Annotated in this window: 19 protein-coding genes; 10 read left to right on the forward strand and 9 right to left on the reverse strand. The window is 72.3% G+C overall.

Annotated features, from left to right (window positions below; all coding sequences use genetic code 11):
• Positions 1-24 precede the first annotated feature (24 nt).
• Entirely contained in the window at positions 25-564 is a 540-nt protein-coding gene (locus Pma05_RS22630) for a GNAT family N-acetyltransferase (protein WP_203859455.1), read from the reverse strand.
• Positions 565-647: 83 nt separating this feature from the next.
• Between Pma05_RS22630 and Pma05_RS22635 the strand changes: the two genes are divergently transcribed.
• Positions 648-1193: a DoxX family membrane protein gene (locus tag Pma05_RS22635; protein WP_203859456.1), complete on the forward strand. Its 546-nt coding sequence runs from the start codon at positions 648-650 to the stop codon at positions 1191-1193.
• Between the two features lie 295 nt (positions 1194-1488).
• Positions 1489-2934, forward strand: coding sequence for a glycosyltransferase 87 family protein (locus Pma05_RS22640; protein ID WP_203859457.1), 1446 nt, complete (start codon positions 1489-1491; stop codon positions 2932-2934).
• A gap of 80 nt (positions 2935-3014) precedes the next feature.
• On the opposite strand, the gene Pma05_RS22645 is transcribed toward Pma05_RS22640, so the two are convergent.
• The 7 genes from Pma05_RS22645 to Pma05_RS22675 all read right to left on the reverse strand — a co-directional run bounded on the left by Pma05_RS22645 (position 3015) and on the right by Pma05_RS22675 (position 8753).
• The gene (locus Pma05_RS22645) at positions 3015-3530 is read right to left on the reverse strand and encodes a molybdenum cofactor biosynthesis protein MoaE (protein ID WP_203859458.1); all 516 of its coding nucleotides are present in this window, start codon (positions 3528-3530) and stop codon (positions 3015-3017) included.
• A gap of 1 nt (position 3531) precedes the next feature.
• Positions 3532-4800, reverse strand: coding sequence for a molybdopterin molybdotransferase MoeA (locus tag Pma05_RS22650; protein WP_203859459.1), 1269 nt, complete (start codon positions 4798-4800; stop codon positions 3532-3534).
• A gap of 133 nt (positions 4801-4933) precedes the next feature.
• Positions 4934-5416 (reverse strand): MogA/MoaB family molybdenum cofactor biosynthesis protein, encoded by a 483-nt coding sequence (locus Pma05_RS22655; RefSeq protein ID WP_203859460.1) that lies wholly within the window; start codon positions 5414-5416, stop codon positions 4934-4936.
• Positions 5413-5928 (reverse strand): cyclic pyranopterin monophosphate synthase MoaC, encoded by a 516-nt coding sequence (moaC, locus tag Pma05_RS22660; RefSeq protein WP_275414736.1) that lies wholly within the window; start codon positions 5926-5928, stop codon positions 5413-5415. Before moaC ends, Pma05_RS22655 begins: the two co-directional genes overlap by 4 nt.
• A 208-nt stretch (positions 5929-6136) precedes the next feature.
• Positions 6137-6781, reverse strand: coding sequence for a hypothetical protein (locus tag Pma05_RS22665; RefSeq protein ID WP_203859461.1), 645 nt, complete (start codon positions 6779-6781; stop codon positions 6137-6139).
• Positions 6778-8034, reverse strand: coding sequence for a hypothetical protein (locus Pma05_RS22670; protein ID WP_203859462.1), 1257 nt, complete (start codon positions 8032-8034; stop codon positions 6778-6780). The genes Pma05_RS22665 and Pma05_RS22670 overlap by 4 nt, the downstream gene beginning before the upstream one ends.
• Entirely contained in the window at positions 8031-8753 is a 723-nt protein-coding gene (locus Pma05_RS22675) for an ATP-binding cassette domain-containing protein (RefSeq protein WP_203859463.1), read from the reverse strand. Before Pma05_RS22675 ends, Pma05_RS22670 begins: the two co-directional genes overlap by 4 nt.
• Before the next feature lie 944 nt (positions 8754-9697).
• On the opposite strand from Pma05_RS22675, the gene Pma05_RS22680 reads away from it, so the two are divergent.
• The 7 genes from Pma05_RS22680 (at position 9698) to Pma05_RS22710 (ending at position 16992) form a co-directional block, all read left to right on the forward strand.
• On the forward strand, positions 9698-12220 hold the full coding sequence (locus Pma05_RS22680; protein WP_203859464.1) for a putative bifunctional diguanylate cyclase/phosphodiesterase: 2523 nt from the start codon (positions 9698-9700) through the stop codon (positions 12218-12220).
• A gap of 205 nt (positions 12221-12425) precedes the next feature.
• The gene (locus tag Pma05_RS22685) at positions 12426-13841 is read left to right on the forward strand and encodes a glycosyltransferase 87 family protein (RefSeq protein ID WP_372441530.1); all 1416 of its coding nucleotides are present in this window, start codon (positions 12426-12428) and stop codon (positions 13839-13841) included.
• A complete protein-coding gene (gene crcB, locus Pma05_RS22690; RefSeq protein WP_203859465.1) occupies positions 13838-14314 on the forward strand; it encodes a fluoride efflux transporter CrcB in 477 nt (158 codons plus the stop codon). Before Pma05_RS22685 ends, crcB (Pma05_RS22690) begins: the two co-directional genes overlap by 4 nt.
• 19 nt (positions 14315-14333) lie before the next feature.
• Positions 14334-14702 carry a fluoride efflux transporter CrcB gene (gene crcB / locus Pma05_RS22695; protein ID WP_203859466.1) on the forward strand — a complete coding sequence of 123 codons (369 nt, stop codon included), beginning with the start codon at positions 14334-14336 and terminating at the stop codon, positions 14700-14702.
• Between the two features lie 341 nt (positions 14703-15043).
• Positions 15044-15679 carry a phosphoribosyltransferase gene (locus tag Pma05_RS22700; protein ID WP_203859467.1) on the forward strand — a complete coding sequence of 212 codons (636 nt, stop codon included), beginning with the start codon at positions 15044-15046 and terminating at the stop codon, positions 15677-15679.
• Between the two features lie 19 nt (positions 15680-15698).
• Entirely contained in the window at positions 15699-16106 is a 408-nt protein-coding gene (locus tag Pma05_RS22705; RefSeq protein ID WP_203859468.1) for a TFIIB-type zinc ribbon-containing protein, read from the forward strand.
• Positions 16107-16275: 169 nt separating this feature from the next.
• Positions 16276-16992, forward strand: coding sequence for a maleylpyruvate isomerase N-terminal domain-containing protein (locus tag Pma05_RS22710; protein WP_239312901.1), 717 nt, complete (start codon positions 16276-16278; stop codon positions 16990-16992).
• Between the two features lie 32 nt (positions 16993-17024).
• On the opposite strand, the gene dnaB is transcribed toward Pma05_RS22710, so the two are convergent.
• Entirely contained in the window at positions 17025-18455 is a 1431-nt protein-coding gene (gene dnaB / locus Pma05_RS22715) for a replicative DNA helicase (protein ID WP_203859538.1), read from the reverse strand.
• Positions 18456-18994: 539 nt separating this feature from the next.
• Here dnaB and Pma05_RS22720 point away from each other — a divergent pair.
• Positions 18995-21394, forward strand: coding sequence for a hypothetical protein (locus tag Pma05_RS22720; RefSeq protein WP_203859469.1), 2400 nt, complete (start codon positions 18995-18997; stop codon positions 21392-21394).
• Positions 21395-21467 lie beyond the last annotated feature (73 nt).

The raw sequence follows: 21467 nt of genomic DNA on the forward strand, positions 1-21467 counted from the left end.
ACCACCCACGGGGCCGGCGGGGCCTCAAACCTGTGACCAGGGCGCCGGGAAGGTCACCTCGCCGCTCGGCACCGGGTCGTCGGAGCCGTCCACCGACGACAGCACCAGCGCCTGCCACGGAGCGCCCAGCCCGGACCAGGGGCTGGTCAGCCCGAACCGGGCGGCCGGCTCGAAGCCGAACCGGCGGTAGTAGGCGGGATTGCCGAGCACCACCACCAGGCGCTCGCCGAGTTCGGCGGCGGCGTCGAGCGCGGCCCGGACGACGTCCTGGCCGTAGCCTCGGCGCTGCCGGGCCGGCCGCACCGCCACCGGGCCGAGCGCCAGCGCAGGGACTCCGCCCGGCCACACTTCGACCCGGCTCAGCAGGGCGTAACCGACCAGCTCGCCGTCGACTTCGGCCACCATGGACAGCTCGGGCAGCCAGGCATCGCTGACCCGGAGCGCCTCGACGAGCTGCACCTCCGGGGGCAGCCGGGTGTCCGGGCTGGCGAACGCCTCGGCCACGACTTGGCGGATCGCCACGGCGTCGGCGGGGCCCTCTGCGCGGAGCCGCACAGTCGTCACAGCTCGCGACGGTACCGCGACCGCGCCGTCCAGTCTCTCACTTCGACGGGTGAAAGACGGCGCGAACGGGTAAGACTTGACCCATGAGACCCGTACGCACCGTGGCCCGTACCCTGTTGAGCACGATGTTCGTGGTCAGCGGCGCCCGCGCCGTGGCGAACCCCGAACCGTACGTGGACCGGGCGAAGCCGGTGACGGACCGGGTCGCGCCGCTGTTGCGAAGCATCCACGAGGACATCCCCACCGATCCGGCGAGTCTGGTCCGGGCCAACGGGGCCGCCCAGCTCCTCGGTGGGCTGCTGCTGGCCACCGGGCACTTCACCCGGCCGGCCGCGGCGCTGCTGGCCGGTACGCTGGTGCCGACCACCATCGCCGGGCACCCGTTCTGGGATCAGGACGACCCGGCGCAGCGGCAGGCACACCAGATCCATTTCATGAAGAATCTCGGGCTGATGGGCGGGTTGCTGCTCGCGGCGGCCGACACCGAGGGCCGGCCCGGCCTGGGCTGGCGGACCAGCCGCGCCGTGGGCGGCGGCCGTCGACGGGTACGCCGGGCGGTGCGCAGCGCCCGCCGGGACGCGCGGATTGCCGTACGCTCCGCGACGGCGGCTCGGAAACTGCCTGGTTGAGTCGCTGATCGGCCCCGCTGGGCGCGGTCGGGGAGGGTCGGTTCCGGGGTTGCGGGGCGGTGTCGGGATCGCCGATCGGCCCACGGTCCATGCCGGACATATGCTAGTTTCACCTGACTGAGCGGCTGTGAATCACCTGAACCGCACTCCCTGCGTTAACGCGGTGGAAATGTCGCGAACCAGTGTGGGATCGGACACGGTCGCATAACGCAGGAGGCATTCGAGTGACCCACCGTTCTAGGCTCCTCGGAGGACCTGGGCGGAAGACCGACATTGGTACGGGGGTGGCCACGCCATGCCGGCGACCGTCGAAAGACGGCTAGGCCGCCTCGCCCCAGTCCGCCGCTTTGCTCGTGGAATCGACCGTCGAGCAGTCGTACGGATCGGCATTGTCGCCGTCGTCTGCTACGCCGCGTGGCTTGCCATCGCCACGTTCGGACGGCCGTACAACTTCTTCGACATGAAGATCTACCACGGCGCGGTGGTCTGGTGGGCGGGCGGACACGAGCTATACGACTTCATCGCACCCAGGACCACCCTCGGCTTCACCTATCCACCGTTCGCCGGCCTGGTCATGTTGCCGATGGCGGCCATCCCGCTCGGCCTCGCCGGCTGGCTCAACATCGTCGCCAGCGTCGCGACCCTGGCGATCGTGCTCGCCGCGCTACTCAAGCCGATCACCGACCGGCTCGGCTGGTCGCTCTGGTTCACCCTGGGCCTCGCCGTACCGATGGCGGTCGCCCTCGAGCCGGCCCGGGAGACGCTCGGCTACGGCCAGGTCAACCTGCTGCTCTTCGGTCTCGTCATGGCCGACCTGGTGGCGCTGCGCTGGCGGGCCCGGCGCGGCAGCCGGATCACCGCCGGTGACGGGCCGCTGCGCCGGCTCTTCTTCAGCGGCGCCTGGGCCGGAGTCGGGATCGGCCTGGCCACCTCGATCAAGCTCACTCCGGCGCTCTTCGTCGTCTACCTGCTGATCACCCGGCAGTGGCGGGCCGCGATGACCGCGGTGGGCACCGGCATCGCCGTCACCGTCGGCACCTTCGCGATCGCCGGTCGCGAGTCGACCACCTACTTCATGTCGGTGCTCTGGCAGACCGAGCGGGTCGGCGCGGCCGACATGACGCCGAACCAGTCGCTGGCCGGGGTGCTCGCCCGACTGTACGACTCGATCGAGACCCCCACCCTGCTCTGGCTCGCGTTCGCGATGCTGCTGCTGGCGCTCGGGCTCTCCCGCGCCTCGCACTCGCACGCCGACGGCGACGAGCTGACCGCCTTCACCCTGGTCGGGCTCACCACCAGCGTGATCAGTCCGATCTCCTGGTCGCACCACCTGGTCTGGGTGATCCCGGCGATCGTGATCCTCGCCGACGCCGCGAGTCGACGCCGGGCGGCCAGCCGGGGGCCGGGGCCACGCGGTCCACTCTCGACGGCCGGCGCCGGCCCGATCGGGACGAGCGGGCTGCGCACGCCGATCTGGTTCCCCACCCTGACCGGTCTGCGGCACGGCGTAGCGGCGGTCGGGCTCTACCTGCTCTTCCTGATCTCACCGATCTGGCCGTACGAGCACCAGTTGCCGGAGGTGTCGCACTACCAGGACGGCTTCTTCGGCGCCCTGATGGAGAACTCCCTGGCCCTGGCGATCATCCTGCTGGTCGCCGCACTTCCGTGGCGGCCCGGTGCGGAGCCGGCGTTCTACGTCGAACACACCCGGTTCGACCGCCGGCTCGCCAGCCAGCGCTGACGGAGCGGTCCGTCGGTCGTCCGAGTGACGGCCGGCGGGCCGCCACGGCGTTCTCGCGCCGCAACCGCCCCCGCCCCCGGTCAGGGGCAGTTCACCCACTCCTCGGTACCGTCGGCGAAGAGCTGCCGCTTCCACACCGGTAGCCGGGCCTTGACCTCGTCGACCAGTCGCGCGCAGGCCGCGAAGGCCGCCGCCCGGTGCGCGGTACTCACCGCCGCCACCAGGGCCACGTCGCCGATCTCCAGCGGGCCGAGCCGGTGCGAGACCGCCACCGCGTGTACGTCCGGATCGGCCGCGATCTCGGCGGCCACCTCCCGGAGCACCTCGGCCGCGCTCGGGTGGCCCTCGTATTCCAGCCGGAGCACCGAGCGACCGTGGTCGTGGTCGCGTACGACGCCCTGGAAGGAGACCACCGCACCGGCGGCGGCGTCGGCGACCACGGACTCGTGGAAGGCCACGTCCAGCGGGGCGGTGCCGACCGCGGTGTGCAGCCGGCCGGTGGGCGGCACGACTCCGCCGTCGACGGGCGACACAGTTCCGCTGTCCACGGCCGGCACGACTCCGCTGTCCACGGCCGGCTCGCTGCGTACGCTCATCTCACACTCCTCGCTGGGGGCGCTCGCCGGGCAGCAACGGCAGCGGTACGACCGGCACCCGGTCCCCCGGCTCGCCCTTGCCGCCCGGGGCGATCACGGCGAACCCAGCCGCCCCGGCGAGCCCGCGCAGCATCGCCGAGCCGACGTGCCGGACCGGGGTGGCGGTGTTGTCGGCGGGGTCGACCCGGACCAGCGCCAGATGGGTGTAGTCGCCCCGCCCGGCCACCGGCTCGGCGAGCGTCACCCGGGGCAGCTCCGGCATCACCCGGCCGCGCAGCCCGGCCAGCAGCGGGGCGACCAGCGAGACGATCGCGACGATCGCCGACTGTGGATTACCCGGCAGCCCGGCGACGAACCGGACCCGGCCGTCCGGCCCGGTCACCCGGGCGAGCAGCATCGGAAAGCCCGGGCGTACGGCCACGGTGTTGACGACGTATTCGGCGCCCAACTCGCGCAGCGCCGGGTGCAGGTGGTCGACCGGTCCGTGCATGGTGCCGCCGGTGGTGCAGACCAGGTCGGCGGTGCCGAGCCCCTGGCGGAGCGCCTCGACGTGCGCCTCCAGGGTGTCGGCCACCGGCCCGACCACGTCGGCGGCGCTGATGGTGCAGCCGTACCGGCGCAGCCAGGCGGGGACGGCCGGGCCGAGCGAGTCGCGTACCCGGCCGGCGCCGGGACGGCCGGCGGTGAGCAGCTCGTCACCGAAGATGATCAGAGCGGCCCGGGGCGCCCGCTGGACCCGTAGGGCGTCATAGCCGCAGGACGCGGCCAGCCCGAGCACACCGGGGTCGACCGGGGTACCGGCCGGCAACAGTTCCTCACCGGCCCGCGCCTCCTCGCCCGGGGCACGCCACTCCGGCGCCGCCCGCAGCGTGCCGGCGACCAACCCGTCGGCGGTACGCGTCGACTCCTCCACCCGGAGCACCCCGGCCGCACCCTCCGGCAGCATGGCGCCGGTGGCGATCTCGACGGCGGTGCCGTCCCCGGTGAGCGGCGGTGGCGTGCTCCCGGCGAGGACCCGGCCGACGATCCGCCACGGCCCGGCGCCGCGTACGGCCCAGCCGTCCACGCTCGACGTCGGAAAGGCGGGCAGGTCGGTGAGGGTGGTCAACGGCTCGGCCAGGGTCTGGCCGTCCGCCTCGGAGACCGGTAGCTCGACGGGCTCGGGTGCGGCGGCCACGCCGGCCTCGTAGACCCGGGACCGGGCCTGCACCCAGCCCAGCGTCGGCGGTACGGTCGACGAATCGGTCGCCACGACGGTCTCGGTGCTCACGTCGACCCACCCGCCGCGCGTCCGGCCCGCTGCTGCACGCTCCTCACGTTCACCATACGAGCCTATCGTCGCGACCCGACGCTCCGCCGTGCAGTTCAGCCGGTACGCGTCCCTCGCCGCTCAGTCGGTGCGCTCAGTCGGTGCGCGGGTGGTCGCCACCGCGGAGCTGGTCGACCGCGTGCCCCAGGATCGGCCCGAGTACGGCGAGTCCGTCCCTGGCGCCGCCGGTGGAGCCGGGCAGATTGACCACCAGCATCCGGCCGAGTACGCCGGCCAGGCCACGGGAGAGCGCCGCCGTCGGCACCTTGTCCCGGCTGTGCGCCCGGATCGCCTCGGCGATGCCCGGGATCTCGTAGTCGAGCAGTGCCCGGGTCACCTCGGGAGTCCGGTCGGTCGGGTTGATGCCCGTACCGCCGCTGGTCAGTACCACGTCGACGCCCTCGGCCGCCGCGCGGCGCAGCTCGGCGCCGACCGGGTCGCCGTCGGGTACCACCACCGGCTCGTCGACCTGGCAGCCGAGCTTCGTCAGGCCCTCGACCAGCAGCGGGCCACTGGTGTCGGCGTAGACGCCGGTGGCCGCCCGGTTGGAGGCGACCACCACCCTCGCCCGGATCACGGCCGGTCCGCCGGTCGGGTCCAGTCGCCGGTCTTGCCGCCTTCCTTGCGCAGCACGCGTACCCCCTCGATCGAGGCCGCCGGGTCGACGGCCTTGACCATGTCGATCAGCGCGAGCCCGGCGGTGGCCACGGCGGTCAGCGCCTCCATCTCGACGCCGGTCCGGTCGGCGGTCCGGACCGTCGCGGTGATCTCGACGGTGTCGTCGCCGGGCGCCAGGTCGACGGTCACCCCGTGCAGGGCGATCGGATGGCAGAGCGGAATCAGGTCCGGGGTGCGTTTCGCGCCCATGATGCCGGCGATCCGGCCGACGGCCAGGGCGTCGCCCTTGGGCAGCCCGTCCCGGCGCAACAACTCGACCACCTCGGCCGTGGTACGCAGCCGGCCGGCGGCGACGGCCCGGCGCACCGAGACCGGCTTGGCGGAGACGTCGACCATCCGGGCCGCCCCGGCAGAGTCGACGTGGGTGAGGTGCGCGGGGTCGGCGCGCGTATCAGGTGCGGGGTCGGTCACCTCCGCGAGCCTAGCGGGCAGTGCACCGGGGCGCGGTGAAGGGCGCCCGCACCGGCGGTACGCACGCAGACATGCCGGCGAGGAACCAGCCCGAAACGCGTCTCCCCGCCGACGTAGCCGCGAGCCGGAGTGGCCGGTACGACGGTCTGCGCGATCCCCATCCGCCGGGACACCGGCCGTGGCACGCCAGACCATCAGCCGGGCACGGTCACCCGCGCCCCACGCGGACGGCAGCCCGGGGCAGGGCCGACGAAAGGCCGCCAGGTCGGGGGAGCAGGTAGGTCAACAGCCCCACGGAGAAAACGCAACCGACCCCGACCAGTTGCCCGACGGTCGCATGCTCTTGCATGACCACCGCCCACCAGTAGTAGCGCGGTTCGCCGGACGGGTAGCCGAACACCATGCACACGACGGTGTACGCCACGACGGGGAGCCAGATCAGGTGCGCCCGCCCGAACCGGATCATCGCCAGCCCCACGGCCAGGTAGAGCAGGGCGTTCCGGGTCACCGCCGACCACTGCGCGTCCGCGCCGGCGAACTGGCCGAGGTTCGCGGCCAGGATCGCGAGCCCCGCCCAGCCGACCGCCCACGTCAGGCGGGCCGCCACCGCCCGGGGCGGATCGGGCAGCGGGAGCTGGGCGGCGTTGACGCAGCCAATCGCGGCGCCGACTGCGGCGATCGCTGGCAGCAGCAGCATCACCGACACCGGGGTGAGCAGCCGGATCAGCCCGAAATCCTCGATCGTCGTACGGGCGAAGAAGATCGAGGCCGATGCCACGAGGACCGTAACCCCCGACGCGGGTCGGGTGCGGTGCACCGCCGCCCAGGCCCGTACCGCCAGCCAACTGCTCACGTCAACGGCACCACCTCACACCGTTCAAACGCCGCCAAGGCGGTCCGCACCTCCTCGGGGCTGAGGATCCGGTGCTCGACGGGGACGTAGTCGAGTTTGTCACCCGCGATGTGCAGCCAGGTATCGAGCAGGGAGAAGAAGACCTCCCAGAAGCCTTCGGGCGTGAGTCCCCCGGTCATCCACTCGCAGTGTCCGGGCTCGATGAGGAAATAGGCCGCATCCTCGATCGAGTACCGCCCCTTTTCGTAGATATCGGCCGGCAACCACAACGACCTGACACCCCCGCCGCTCGCTCGATAGCTCTGGCTCTGCTCCACGATCCGCTCCGGGACGTACGCCGGATACCCGCTGCGTAACGCGGCCTGGGTGAGGGTGCGGATGCGGGAGTTGACAAGGTCGGCGTATCGGCGGTGCTCGTCGTACATGCAGACCTGCGGCCCGGTGCCCTCGCAGAGCGTGGGCGGCTGTGCGTCAGCCAGTTTCCGGTTCGCCGGCAGCACTGTCGGCGCTACCGCGATCATTACCACCGCCACCGCTGCGGCGGTTGCGCCGACTCCGGTCGGCCGACGCCATCCGGAGCGCATCGTCACAGGCACGACCAGGAACAGCAGCGCCGTTGCCAGCAGTACGACCGCCTGACCGCTGAGGTAGTCGGGGTTGTAGACCCGGCCGAGCTGGGTCACAGTGGCACCACCCAGAGCCAGCAACCGGAACCTCGGCTCGGCGTCGAAGGCATTACTGACCACGTAGTTCAGTACGTAGCCGGCGCCGGCACCGGCGATTCCCGCGAGGAGCGGGGTGGAGAAGCGCCCGATCGCCGAGCCGATCGCGGTGAACCACAGAATCGCGGCGCACTGCACCAACGCGGCTCCGACCAGCGCCATCCAACCGGTACTGGGCCGCCATACCTCCCCTATCAGGATGCCGATGACGATCACCAGCAGGTGCAGGGCGATCAGCGGACCCGCACACCAGAGAGCGGTCCGCAGGTAAACCCGCTCCGGCCGCGGAACCGAGACCACCAGATGGATGTTGCCGGGGCGGGACAACCGCGCGGCGTCCACGGCCGCCGCGCCGGCTGCGAGTGGCCCGAGAAGAAACAGCGAGATAGCGAACCAGTCAACCGTCCACAGGCCCTCGCCCCGCCAGGGCACGCCCCGCATGAGAAAGATGGCCACCTCAAGACCAATCGCCGGAAGCAGCAACCACGGCCCGACGAGCGTACGCAGGGCGTACCTCACGTTGGCTGTCATTCCGAGTCCCCCATCAGGCCCGCGATCGCCCGTTCCAGGTCGGTGTCGCCCGCGGCGTCCGGCTCGGCCAACCGCTCCAACCCGGGTACGTCGCCGTCGTACACCACGGCACCCTCGTTGAGCACGATCACCCGGTCGGCCAGCCCACGTACGTCCTCCACCAGATGTGTCGCGACAAGGACGATCCTGTTCTGACTGACCTGGCCGACGGTCTGACGCAGCCCGATCCGCTGCTTCGGGTCGAGGCCGACGGTCGGTTCGTCCAGCAGCACGAGCGCCGGACCGTGCACGAGGGCGTGCCCGATGCCGAGCCTGCGACGCATGCCGCCGGACAATTCACGTATCCGGCTGGACCGGCGATCACTGAGCCCGACCTGGTCGAGCACGAGTTCCACCGCCTCGGATCGGCGCTGCCGGGGGATCCGTTGCAGCCATGCCACGTAGTGCAGGAACTCCTCGCAGGTCGCAGAGCCGGGTAACTGCGGCTCCTGCGGCAGGTATCCCAGTCCCTGCCCAGCATCGTCGGTCTCCAGCCTGACCGACCCCGATGTCGGCCGATCCACGCCGGCCGCCAGCCGGAACAGCGTCGACTTTCCGGCTCCGTTGGGACCGACCAGGCAGGTCACGCCCTCGGTCACGGTCAGGGAGATCGGGCCGAGCGTGAACGCCCGCCGGTAGGTCTTGCACATGTCGGCAAGGACCAGACGAGTAGCACCCATGTGGAGAGTCTCCAGACATGTTCACGTCAGCGCCGACTGCCGCGCCGCAGGGGGCGACGACGGCCGATCGGCGCCGACAGGCCACGGAGGAGGGCAGGAGCAGACCGCAGGTTCGCAGACCGTACAGCCTGGCCCGTGCCGTCGAACCGACTAGTAGATGGTGCTGGCGGTGCCGAGCGGCACCGGCACCCCGCCGGTGAGTACCTGCATCGGCCCCAGAAGCCGAACCTCGATCATCTACGACCCCAAGATGTACAAAAAGGACGAGTTGAGCAGGTCACCCCTCGCAGTGTATCGACGGACGCAGGGATACATTCACCGACGTCATTCGGAACCACGCTGGTCGAGCTGCACATGGTTCGTCGGTAATGACGCAATTTTCCGAGATCACCGATGCGTCGCAGCAACCGAAAACCCAGGGTCAGCAGGTCGACACGAAGCGAGTTCTACCAGGTCATCCGATGGATTAAGGCACCCAGTACACCAAGACTGGCCCTGATCGAGTCGGCGGAACTCCTTCAGCCAATCGCAGCACAGTCATATCCGGAGGCGGTCTGCCGATCGCGGCCCAGAGCAATGCAACCAGGCCCGGCACCAGCGCCGGGAGCACCAGGCCATCGGCCCTGAACCGCAGGCAAGCATGTCGATCATCGCCACTCAGTTTCCATACATGGACAGAACGTAGCGAATGTGTCGACCCTTGGCTAATAGTGAGCATAGCGACATTTTTTGTCTCTATCTGCACCACTCTCCGCTTAAGCTCCTTCCATCAAGCAAACGGGATTGGCAGCAACGGATTACCGGAGGCCGGTAGCCCAGAAGCAGCCACGGGCTGAATGGAGAGCGATCATGCGCGGGCACAGCTGGGAGTGACACAGGTGTCGCCGGAAGGCGACTCACCGTAGTCTGGCGAGACGCACCCTCCGCATACCCTGGGAACGGTTGTGACTCGTCCTGATGAACATGACACTGGGACCGACCGGCTGTGGCTGGCTGTCGGTCCCGTCGTCGTCTTCGCGGCCGTCTCGGCTGCGGTCTGCGTACATGCGATCATCCGTAGTGGCTCCACGACGGGCTCCAACCTTCAGATGGCAGCGACCCTGGTCGCACTGGTCGCGGTCGGCACCGCCGCCTCGGTGAAGATCCGCATCCGGTCGACCACGCACGGCTTCACCTGGATCGAGAGCGCCTTCATGGTCGGCCTGGCGGTGGCTCCCGCTCCGTGGGTCGTGCTGAGTACGGGGCTCGGCGTCGGCATCACCTGCGCCATCGTCAAGCGAGCCAAGATCAGGAGCGTGTTCTCGGTCGCGAAGGAGATGGTCCTGGTCAGCGCCAGCGCGTTGACGTTGCTCCTCCTCGGCCACCATGGAGGATCATCACTCTCCGTCGCCGACCTGATCGGTCCACTCGCGGTTGCGTACCTGGTGAACGTGGTGTTGGACGAGCTGCTGACGCTGCCGATCATCGGCCTGGCCACGGGCACGAAGGTCAGCTACCTCTTCAGGGAGAACTGGAATCTGCGTTTGGCCACCGTTGTCGCCCGTTTTTTCCTGATCCTGGGCACCCTGGTGATCCTCCAGGCGGACAGCCGGCTGCTCGCGGCGATCCCACCACTGATCCTCAGTCTCCACCTGGCGTACTCGGGACGCATCCGGGCACGTACCGAGCAGCAGGCATGGCAGCGCCTGGCCCGGGCGACCGACGCCCTCAACGCCGTGGACCTCAACACCGTACTGAGGACAGCGGTGACGGGCGGCGCGGAACTCTTCTCCGCCGACGAGGTGGAGATCGAGTTGACCGGGACGGGTCGGCTGGTCAGGGGAACGGCCAAGGCGCTCAGCTACGACGGACCGCCCGGCGCGGTCGCCGACGGTGCCGGCCTGGTCATCCCGGTACCCCTCGAGGGACACAACACGGGCGATATCGGGATGCTGCGGTTGCGCTTCCGGGGGCCGGTCAAGCTTTCCGAGCGGGAGCAGTACACCCTGCGTACCTTTGCCTCGGCGCTCTGCACGGCGGTCCGCAACGCGTCCGCGTACGCCGAGTTGAACCGGGTGGCCGAGGAGCACGCGCACGCTGCCGCGCACGACGCGCTGACCGGCCTGGCCAACCGGCGACACCTGCTCGACCGGGGCGCCGAGCAGCTCGGCCAGCGCCGCACCGAGGGGGTGGTCGCACTGCTGCTGATCGACCTCAACCACTTCAAGGAGGTCAACGACACTCTCGGCCACGCGGCCGGTGACCGGGTGTTGATCCAGGTGGCCGAGCGGCTGCGCGGTGCCGTACACGGCGAGGACCTGGTCGCCCGGCTCGGCGGGGACGAGTTCGCGGTGCTCTTCCACGGCCTGCCCGCCCCGGCGGTCGCCGCGCACCGGGCCGAGGCGCTGCTCACCGCACTGCACGAGCCGATCGAACTGGACGGGATGCGGATCAGTGTCGAGGCCAGCGGCGGCATCGCGGTCGCGCCCAGCAGCGGCGGGATGACCGAGCTGCTGCGCCGCGCCGACGTGGCGATGTACCAGGCCAAGCGGGCCGGACGGCGGATCTCCACGTACGCCCCGGCCCGGGACACCGCCGACCTCGGGCGGCTCTCGCTCGGCGGCGACCTGCCCCGGGCGGTGGCCGACCACGAGTTCACGGTCAACTTCCAGCCGATCGTGGACCTCGGCAGTGGCGAGGTGGTGGCCGCCGAGGCGCTGGCCCGGTGGCGGCATCCGGCCCGGGGCACCATCGATCCGCTCCGGTTCCTGGAGACGGTGGAGCGGTCCGGGCTGCTGCCGGCGTTCGCCGAGGCCGTACTCGACCAGTCGCTGATCGCCGTCAACACCTGGCGGGAGGCCGGCTTCGACCTGCCGGTGGCGGTCAACGTCTCGCCGCGCAGCCTGCTGGACGCCCGGTTCCCCGGCTCCGTACTGGCCCGGCTGCGGGCGCACGATCTGCCGCCAGACCGACTGGTGCTGGAGCTGACCGAGACGCTGACGCTCAGCCAGCTCGAGGTGGTCGACCAGGTGCTCGGGCAGCTCCGGGACGCGGGGATCCAGCTCGCGCTGGACGACTTCGGCACCGGTTACTCGTCGCTGTCGGTGCTGTCCCGGATCCCCGTACACGAATTGAAGATCGACCGGGGTTTTGTCACCGCGATGGAGACCTCGGCCGAGGCGGCTGCGGTGATCCGGTCCACCGTCGACCTGGGCCGCAGCCTCAACCTGAGCGTGGTGGCCGAGGGTGTGGAGAGCGAACCGCAGCGCCGCGCGCTCTGGGAACTGGGCTGCGCCGCCGGGCAGGGCCACCTCTTCGCCCGACCGATGCCGGCCGCCCGGCTGCTCGCCGCCCTGCACCAGGGCGCGGGCGGTCGCCCCGGCACGCTGGCCCCGGCGTTGCACGACGAGGGCGCCGTGGTCCGGCTCTCCCCCGGCCGCCGGCCCGGCCCGCGCCGCGCCGAGCGCCTGCCACATCTGCCCGCATAGAACGCCAGGCACGGCACGGCACGGCACGGCACGGAGCCGCTGCCGCACCTGCCAGCGCAATAGACGCACCCATCGCCGAGAGCATGCCGGCGTAACGGACGTACCCATCGCCGAGAGCATGCCGGAGTAACGGACGTACCCATCGCCGAGCGCCTGCCGGAGTAACGGACGCACCCGCCTCAGGCCGTCTGCCACACTTGCCCGCGTGAGTGCCACGGACGAACTGGAGACCTCCTCGGCCAACGGCCGGAGATACTGGCGCCGGGCCGACCGGGCCGCCGGTGGTCTCGCCGCCGACCTGGTGCTCTATCTCCTCTCCACCGGCTTCGCCGCCGTCACCGCCGCCACCTCCACTCTGCTGCCGCACCGGGCCTGGGGCAGCGTCGCCGCCGTCGGCTACCTGCTCGGCACGATTGTGGTGCTCGGTCAACTCCTGGTCCGGCGCCGCCGGCCCGACTCCCGGCTGGCCGGTACCGCCGCCCGGGGCGGGTTGACCGTCGTCACCTGGGCCGCCACCGCGCTGCTGCCGCTGGTCTGGCAGGCGGTCGAGCGGGTCGGCGGGCGGCTCGACCGGGCCCAGGAGGAGGTGGTGGTGGTCGAGCACTCCGGCGCCCGGCTGCTCGACCACGGCACGCCGTACCTGACCCGGGACGCCATCGCCGCACTGCCCGGCGGAGAGCAACTGCTCGGCTACACCCCGTACCAGCCGGGCATGGCGCTCTTCGGGCTGCCCCGCGCCGTCGCCGGCACCGTGTGGTGGACGGACGCCCGGATCTGGTTCGCCGTCGCCACCGCCGTCGCACTCGGCCTGGCCGTGCTGCTGCTCCGCCGCCCGGCGGCGACGATCGCCGCTGCCGACCGGTCCGGCGCGGCCGTCTCCGGTGTCGACCGGGCCGGCGCGGTGTCGGCGCGGTGGGCCGGTGCCCGGGACGCGGCGCTGGTCCGGGCGGTGCAGCTTGCGACGGTACTGCCGGTCTGCGCGCTGACCCTGGCGACCGGCGGCGACGACCTGCCGGTCCTCGCCCTCTGCCTGCTCGCCCTCGCCTGCGCCGCCCGGGACCGCTTCGTCGCCGCCGGGCTGGCGGTCGGGCTGGCGGCGGCACTGAAACTCTTCGCCTGGCCGGTCGCGCTGGTCCTGCTGGTGCACGCCGTCGTCCGGGGGCGCCGGACCGGGCTGCGGCTGGCCGCCGGGGCGGTCGGCCTGCCACTCGTCGCGCTCGTCCCGGCCCAACTCGTCGACTCGGCGGCGCTGGTCGAGAACGTGCTGCGCTTCCCGCTCGGCCACGGCCTGGTCAGCAGCCCGGCCGCGTCACCGTTCCCCGGATACCTGATCGCGCAGGCGCTGCCGGCCGGCCGGGTGGTCGCCGCCGCGCTGCTGGTCGCGGCCGGACTGCTGATCGCCGTCCTGCTGCTGCGCCGCCCGCCCCGCACGGCCGCCTCCGCCGCGCTGTTCTGCGGGTACGGGCTGCTCGCCGCGATCCTGCTGATGCCGTCGACCCGGTTCGGGTACCTGCTCTATCCGGTCGCCTTCCTGGCCTGGGTCCCCGCGCTCCGGCTCGCCCGTACCCCGCACGACACCCCCGAATCCGATCGCGCACCGGTGCCGACGGCCATCCCGTGAACGCCGACGGCGATCCGGTGAACCCGCCCCGCTCCGTCGAGCCCCACGAGCCCGACGAACCCGACGAGCCCCCTGCGCTGCCGGGCCGGCCCGGCTGGGACGTCTTCGCCGTGGTCGCCCTCGGCGGGGCGCTCGGCTCGGCCGGCCGGTACGGGCTGGCGGTGCTCTGGCCTCACGCCGCGACCGGCGTACCGTGGGCGACCCTGGTCACCAACCTCTCCGGCTGTGCCCTGATCGGCCTGCTGATGCGGCTGGTCACCACCGCCGTCGCCCCGCACCGGCTGGTCCGGCCGTTCCTCGGCACCGGGATCCTCGGCGGCTTCACCACGTTCTCCACCTACGCGGTGGAGACCCGGGGACTGCTCGCCGCCGGGCGCCCGGGTGTCGCCGTCGGCTACCTGCTCGGCACGCTCGCCGGAGCACTGGTCGCGGTACGCCTGGGAATGTGGGCGGCGGATCGGGTGCGGTCGTGACCGGACGTGCGGGCCGACGATGCTGACCTGGGCGGCGATACTCGGCGGCGGTGCCGTCGGCGCGGTCTGCCGGTTCACGGTCAACTGGCTGGTCGAGCGCCGGTCCGGCCCCGCGCCGTGGGCGACGTTCATGGTCAACGTCGCCGGCTCACTGGTGCTGGGCCTGCTCGCCGGCGCGGGTGCCGCCCTGCCGGGCTGGGTCGGCGCGCTGGTCGGCACCGGCTTCTGCGGCGCCCTGACCACGTACTCGACGTTCGGCTACGAGACCGTGCAGTTGCTCCGGAGCGGGCCGGGCGGGCGTGGCTGGGCGGTGCTGAACGTGCTGGCCAGCCTCGTCGTCGGGCTCGGCGCCGCCGCCCTGGGCTGGCAGCTCGGGAGCCTCCGATGACCCAGTCACCGCCCGTGCCGTTGCCGCGGGTGGACGGCCGCCCGGTCGGGCGCGTCGGCCCGGTCGCCCCCGACAGGCCGAGACGGTGACGCACCGGGATCGTCGGCCTCCCCGGGGCACGAGCCCATACTGACGGGGCCCGCCCGGCGGACATGTCGCGCTCTCCTGACCGCTTTCTGCGGCATCTGCCGAGCAGAGTCGGCCGACGGGGCGTAAACCTGAGGCGTGGCTCCTCCGATGCCTGAAGGCACCAGCATCCGGCATCACACAACCAACGGTGAAGGGAGGGAGCGCGGGATTCCCCGACGCCGAGAGACGCCGGTCCCCTCCGCGCAAATCTGATGGACGCGACCTATCGGGATCGGGCGGAGGCCGGCGCCGTACTCGCCGACCGGCTCGCCACGATCGCCGGCGACCCCGACGTGGTCGTCCTCGGGCTGGTCCGGGGCGGCGTACCGGTGGCGGCGGCGGTGGCGGAACGGCTCGGCGCCCCGCTGGACGTACTGGTGGTCCGGAAACTGGGCCTGCCGGAGGCGCCCGAGGTGGCCTTCGGCGCCGTCGGACCGGGCGGGCTGCGGGTACTCAACGAGGAGATCGCCGGCACGCTGGCCCCGGAAGAGGTGGACACGGTGGTCCGGGCCGAGACCGCCGAGTTGGAGCGGCGCGAGTCGCTCTACCGGGAGGGCCGGCCGCCGTTGCGGCTGGACGGCCGGATCGCGGTGATCGTCGACGACGGGCTGGCCACCGGCGCCACCGCGCGGGCCGCCGTGGGGGTCGCCCGGCAACTGGGCGCCCGGCGGGTGGTGGTCGCCGTGCCGGTCGGCGCGCCACAGTCGTACGACCTGCTCAGCCGCGCCGCCGACGAGGTGGTCTGCCCAGAGCGCCCGGCCGACTTCGGCGCCGTCAGCCGCTACTACGACGACTTCCATGAGGTGTCGGATGCCGAAGTGGTGGCCGCGCTGACAGGAACTCGGTGATTCGACCGGGTACCGTCGAGTGATGCAGATGACCTGTCCCAAGTGTCGTGGCGACATGCGCCAGTACGAGCGCAGCGGCGTCACGGTTGACCAGTGCACCGAATGCCGTGGCATCTTCCTCGACCGGGGCGAGTTGGAGAAGCTGTTCGAGGCCGAGGCCAACTGGAGCCAGCAGCAGTCGTCGGCGTCGCAGCATGCCCCCGCCCCGGGTGCCGGATACGCGCCGCCTCCGCCTCCGCCGGCACCGCACCAGCCCGCCTACGGGGGCCCGAGCCACGTACCGCCACCGCCGCCGCCACCGCCCGGACACGGCTACCCGCCGGCACCGGCCCCGGCGTACGGGCATCACGGGCAGCCGCACCACGGCTACCACGGGCACTACCGGCACAAGAAGCGGAAGGGCTTCCTGAACGACTTCTTCGACTGATCGGCCCCGTCGGCAGGACGGCACCGGTCCCCGCTGCGAGACCGGTTACCGGATCGGCCGGCTGACCGGAGTCTTCGCGGATCCCCGTGCCCGGCAACGAACCTCCGCGCGTCGTCGACGGGCGGGCGTACGTACGGTGCTGAGCGCGGGGATCTTGCCATTGGCGGAGGTGGGTCGGCTGGACGGCGTACACGCGTACCGGCCTGCGGGCGGCCCGGCTTCCCGGGCGGCGGAGCCGCGGCGTGCGCTCGGTGCGGCGTACGACCGGATCACCGCGACCGTCGACGGCCTCGCCGACGCCGACCTGCTCCGGCCGACCCGCTGCCGGGGTTGGCTCGTCGTCGACCTGCTCCTGCATCTCGTCCTCGACGCCCAGCGGGCCCTGGTCACGCTCGCCAGCCCGGCGGTCGGGCCGGCCGACGTGGACGGCGTCAGCTACTGGCTGTCGCCGAGCGGTCCGGAAGAGGGGCTCCACGCCGGCTGGGTACGCCGGTCCGCGGCCGCCTTCGACCGGCCGCGCGGGGTGGTCCGGCTCTGGACCGACACCGCACCGGCGGCGGTGCGGGCCGCCGCCGCGGCCGACCCGCTCGGGTACGTCACCACCCAGGGCCACGTGCTGGCGGTGCCGGAGTTCCTCGCCACCCTGGTCACCGAGGCGGTCGTGCACCATCTCGACCTGACGGTGGACCTTCCCGGCGGGCCGGAGCGGGGCGGCGTCGCCATCGCGGTGGCGACCCTGGACGGGCTGCTCAGCGACGAGGCGATCCGCCCGGCCGACTGGTCGGACACCGACTATCTGCTGAAGGGGACCGGGCGGCTCCCGCTGACCGCGCACGACCGGTTGGTACTCGGCGAGGCCGCCGGCTGGTTCCCACTGCTCGGCTGAGCCGACCGCGCCGGGGCCGCGCGGGGTGGGGCTCAGACGATGGCCATGTCCACGAACCGGGACAGGTGGAGTTGGGCGGCGACAGTGACGGTGTCCGTCGGCCCATTCCTGTGCTTGGCAACAATGAAATCCGCCTCGCCGGCCCGGGGCGACTCCTTGTCGTAGTAGTCGTCGCGGTGCAGCAATATGACAACGTCCGCATCTTGCTCAATTGACCCAGATTCACGCAAGTCGGACAGTTGGGGGCGCTTGTCGGTACGTTGCTCCGGGCCACGGTTCAGCTGGCTGACCGCGATCACCGGGCACTCGACCTCCTTGGCCAGCAGCTTCAGCCCCCGGGACAGCTCGGCGACCTCCTGCTGGCGGCTCTCGGTGCGCTTCGGCGAACTCATCAGCTGGAGATAGTCCACCACGATCATCTTGAGGTCGTGCCGCTGCTTGAGCCGGCGGGCCTTGGCCCGGATCTCCATTAGGTTCATGTTGGGGGTGTCGTCGACGAAGAGTGGCGCCTCGCTGATCTCGCCCATCCGGCGGGCCAGCTTGGTCCAGTCGTCGTCCGAGAGCTGCCCGCTGCGCAGCACGTGCAGCGGCACCCGGGCCTCGGCCGAGAGGAGCCGCATCACGATCTCGACCTTGCTCATTTCCAGCGAGAAGATGGCGCTCGCACAGTTGTGGCGAATTGCGGCATTTCTGGCGAAATCCATGGAAGCTGTTGATTTTCCCAAACCAGGTCTGCCGGCCACGATAACCAACTGCCCCGGGTGCAGCCCGTTGAGCAGCCGGTCCAGGTCGGTGAAGCCGGTCGGTACCCCGGTCATCACGCCGCCCTGCGCACCGACCGCCTCGATCTCGTCCAGCGTCGGCTGGAGCATGTCGGCGAGCACCGCGAAGTCCTCGCTGACCCGCTTCTCGGTGACGTCGTAGACCGCCTGCTGGGCCAGGTCCACCACGTCGTCGACGTCCCGCCCGCCGCCACCGGCCGAGCCGTAGCCGAGCTGGACGATCCGGGTACCCGCCTCGACCAGGCGGCGCAGCACCGCGCGCTCGCCGACGATCCGGGCGTAGTAGGCGGCGTTGGCGGCCGTCGGCACGCTGGCGATCAGCGTGTGCAGATAGGGTGCGCCGCCGACCCGGGCCAGGTCGCCGGAGTCGGCGAGCGCGGCGGCGACGGTGATCGCGTCGGCCGGCTCACCCCGACCGTAGAGATCCAGGATCGCGTCGAAGACCGTCGAGTGCACCGGCCGGTAGAAGTCGTTGGTCCGGAGGATCTCGACGACGTCGGCGATCGCGTCCTTGGAGAGCAGCATCCCGCCGAGCACGCACTGCTCGGCCGCGATGTCCTGCGGCGGGGTCTTGTCGAACTGCCCGTCGCGCGGCGCCGGGACGTCCGTCGACGGCGCCGACGGTCGCGACTCTCCACGCGGCGGGCGCGGCTCCCCACGGACGTCGTCGGTGACCGACACGGGCATCCCCCTCCGCCACACCGGCTGGCTCCCAGCGAACCGCCGACGTACGACATTTCTCGGCTGACCCACGGCTCCGGTCGGCCGTCGGGCCGGACCGGCCCTGGCCAGCCGGCTTGACCGGGGGATGTCGGCACGGGTGGCAGGGTCAGGGCGCAACGATACGGACGTCGAGGTCGGGGACTCAAGCACGGCGGTGGACGGAGTTCGGGACAACCTGTGGACGGTTCCCGACGGGGTGTGTGCGGCCCTGTGCACAGGCTGTGGATAACGATTGGGGAAGATAGCCTGGAGCGCGGCTGACCTGCGCCGACTCGATCCCCACCTTGTGGAGGAAAGAAACAGGCCAAATTCGGGCTACCGGGACGGCGTATCATCGGGCGACGGCAATCTTGCGTACGGCTACTCGCGAACGACCTACCAGATCCTCTCGATCGACCAACCAGAAAGGTCACGCCTCGGCTGTGGACCATCGGGATCGGGGGCGGGGTGAGCTCGCCCGAGATGAGTGGCAGGACAGCGCCGGCCGGAGCGACCCGGTGACGCCCTGGCCGGATGATCCTTATTCGCGTCCGGACGGCGGTTATCGCACCCCGAGTCGGCAGCGGGCCCGGCACCGTGGCGCGCCGGACCCGGTCGACAGCTACACGCCGTCCTGGGCCCGGGAGTCCACCGAGCCGCTCCAGTCCAGCGCCCCCGTGGCATACTCCGACTCCTCCGGCTGGACCTCCGACCCCGAGCCGGACCGTGCCGACGGGGGCCGGCACCATCGTGCCGATGCGGCAGCCGGGCCGGCCAGCGGGAGCGACCGGCCCGGGCGTCGGCGGGTCGCCCCGGAGGTGACCTGGGACAGCACCGGGGAATACTGGCGCGGCCCGGGCGGCGCGGCCGACGAGGCAGCGGGCGGCGAGAGCAGCGACGACGGCTGGCGCAGTGCCGGCGGCACCGCCGGTTGGCGGCGCGACGACGCGACCGGGGGCACACGGAGCGGAGGCACGCGGAGCGGGGCCACCGACACCGGGGCGACCGGCGGGCGCGGCAGGCGTCGCGCCGCCGACCGGCACTCGGACGAGGTCGACGACTGGGCCGCCGCCGCGCCGACCAGCGGTTGGGTCGGTGCCGCACCCACCAGTGGCTGGATCGGCGCGGCACCCACCACCGGGGCCGGCGCCGCCCCGACCAGCGGCGGATGGATCTCCGAGGCACCCACCTCGGGCGGTTGGGCCGCCGCCGCGCCCACCACCGGGGCCGGCGCCAACAGCGGGCTGCTCGGCGACCGTTCCACGACGTCCAGGCAGGGCCGACGGCGTCGCGCCGACCCGGACGACGACCCGACCGCGACACCCCGCTCGGGCTGGGGCGTCGGAGCCGCCGATGCGCCGTCCGGCGAGACCGGCCGGTGGGGCCGGGCCGACACCCCGGTCGGTTGGCGGGAGCGGGCCGACGAGGCGGGGTCCGGCCGATGGGGCCGGGCCGACGACCGGGAGCCCGGCCCGCCGGTCGACCCGCCGCAGCGTGCGCCGGGCCGTCGACGCCGCGCCGAGCCGGCCGGATGGGAGCCCGGCGATCCGAGCGGCTCGGTGCCGCCCGCCGGGCGGCGGCGCTCCCGGCACAGCGCCGCGGAGGACCCGACGGAGGTCGCGGAGCGGCCGGACGCCATCCCGTCGAGCGGGCCGGGCCAGGGGACCGAACAGTCGGGAGCGACGGCCCGCTGGGTACGGTCGCCCGGCGAGGCCGACTCCGGCGGCGGTACCGGCCGCCGGTCCCGGAGCGCCGACCCGCTGCCGGGTCCGGCCGGCCCCGGTGCCCGCCGACGGCAACGCGAGCCGGACGCCGAGCCCGTGCGCCGCTCCCGGGACGCCGGTCCGGTACGCCGGGTCGGCGAGGAGCGGGGTGCCCCGGGTCGACACTCCGATCCGGGACCGGAGCGGCGCGGAGACGCCGGCAGCGCCGGTTGGCATGCCGATGCCGGGCCGTGGGACCGGCTCACCGACACCGGGATGCTGGACCGGGTCACCGACTCCGAGCCGCCGGGCGGTCCCGCCACCGGCCGTCGCCGCGACCGGAGTACCGACACCGGTCAGTGGGACGGGTTCACGGACACCGGCCAGTGGGACAGGTTCACCGACACCACCGAGTGGCGGCACGGCGAACTCGCCGGGTTGGCCCGGGGCGCCGAAACCGGGCGCGACGACCCGACCGACGGCGGTTCCCGGGACCCGGGCCGTACCGAGGCGGACGGTGCCGACACGTTCTGGTCCGGCACCCGGCTGGCCGGCGACGACCCTCGCTGGATGGGCATCCCGGACTCGGCTCCGCGTTCTCCGGCAGTCGCGTACCCGCCACCGGCCCGACCGGTGTCGCCGGCACGCTCGGCACCCACCCGACGGCCGGCAGCGGCGCCGGGTGGCGGTCGCGCCGGTACGACGAACCCCGCCCGCAGTGCCGGTACGGCGGGCTCCGCCCGCAGTGTCAGCGGAGCGGGTATGCCCACCCGACGCGCACCGAGCGGCACCCTGCTGACCTCGGCGACCAGGACAGGCCGACCGAGCCCGCTGAGTCGACGACTCGAAGACGACCTGCTCGATCCGCAGCCCAGCGGCCCGCTCACCGCCGTCCTCTACACCGCCGCCTGGTACGCGGTCGCCGTACTGGCCGTCTTCGTCTGGATACTCACGCTCGACGCCAGTGTGCCGGTCGACTGCGTACCCGGGGTCTCCGGCGCCTGCGAGTCGGAGCGCGGTCAGGCGATGTCCGCGCTGCTGGCCGCGGTGCCCCGGTTCCTCGCCGCGCTGGCGACCGGCCTGGTGGTCGCCGCTCTGATGCGCTGGTTCAACCGCACCTGGCGGGCGGTGACCATCGGGCTCTCGGCCGCGGTCGTCGGTGGTGGGCTCTCCACCGTCATCTTCAGCGCGCTCAGTGGTCAACCGATCGGCTGAGTTCTGGTCCGCTGCCGGACACCTGACGACTCCGGGGTGCCGTCCGATCGGACGGCACCCCGGAACTCTCTAT

It is taken from the genome of Plantactinospora mayteni (assembly GCF_016862935.1).
GTDB classification, from domain to species: Bacteria; Actinomycetota; Actinomycetes; order Mycobacteriales; family Micromonosporaceae; genus Plantactinospora; species Plantactinospora mayteni.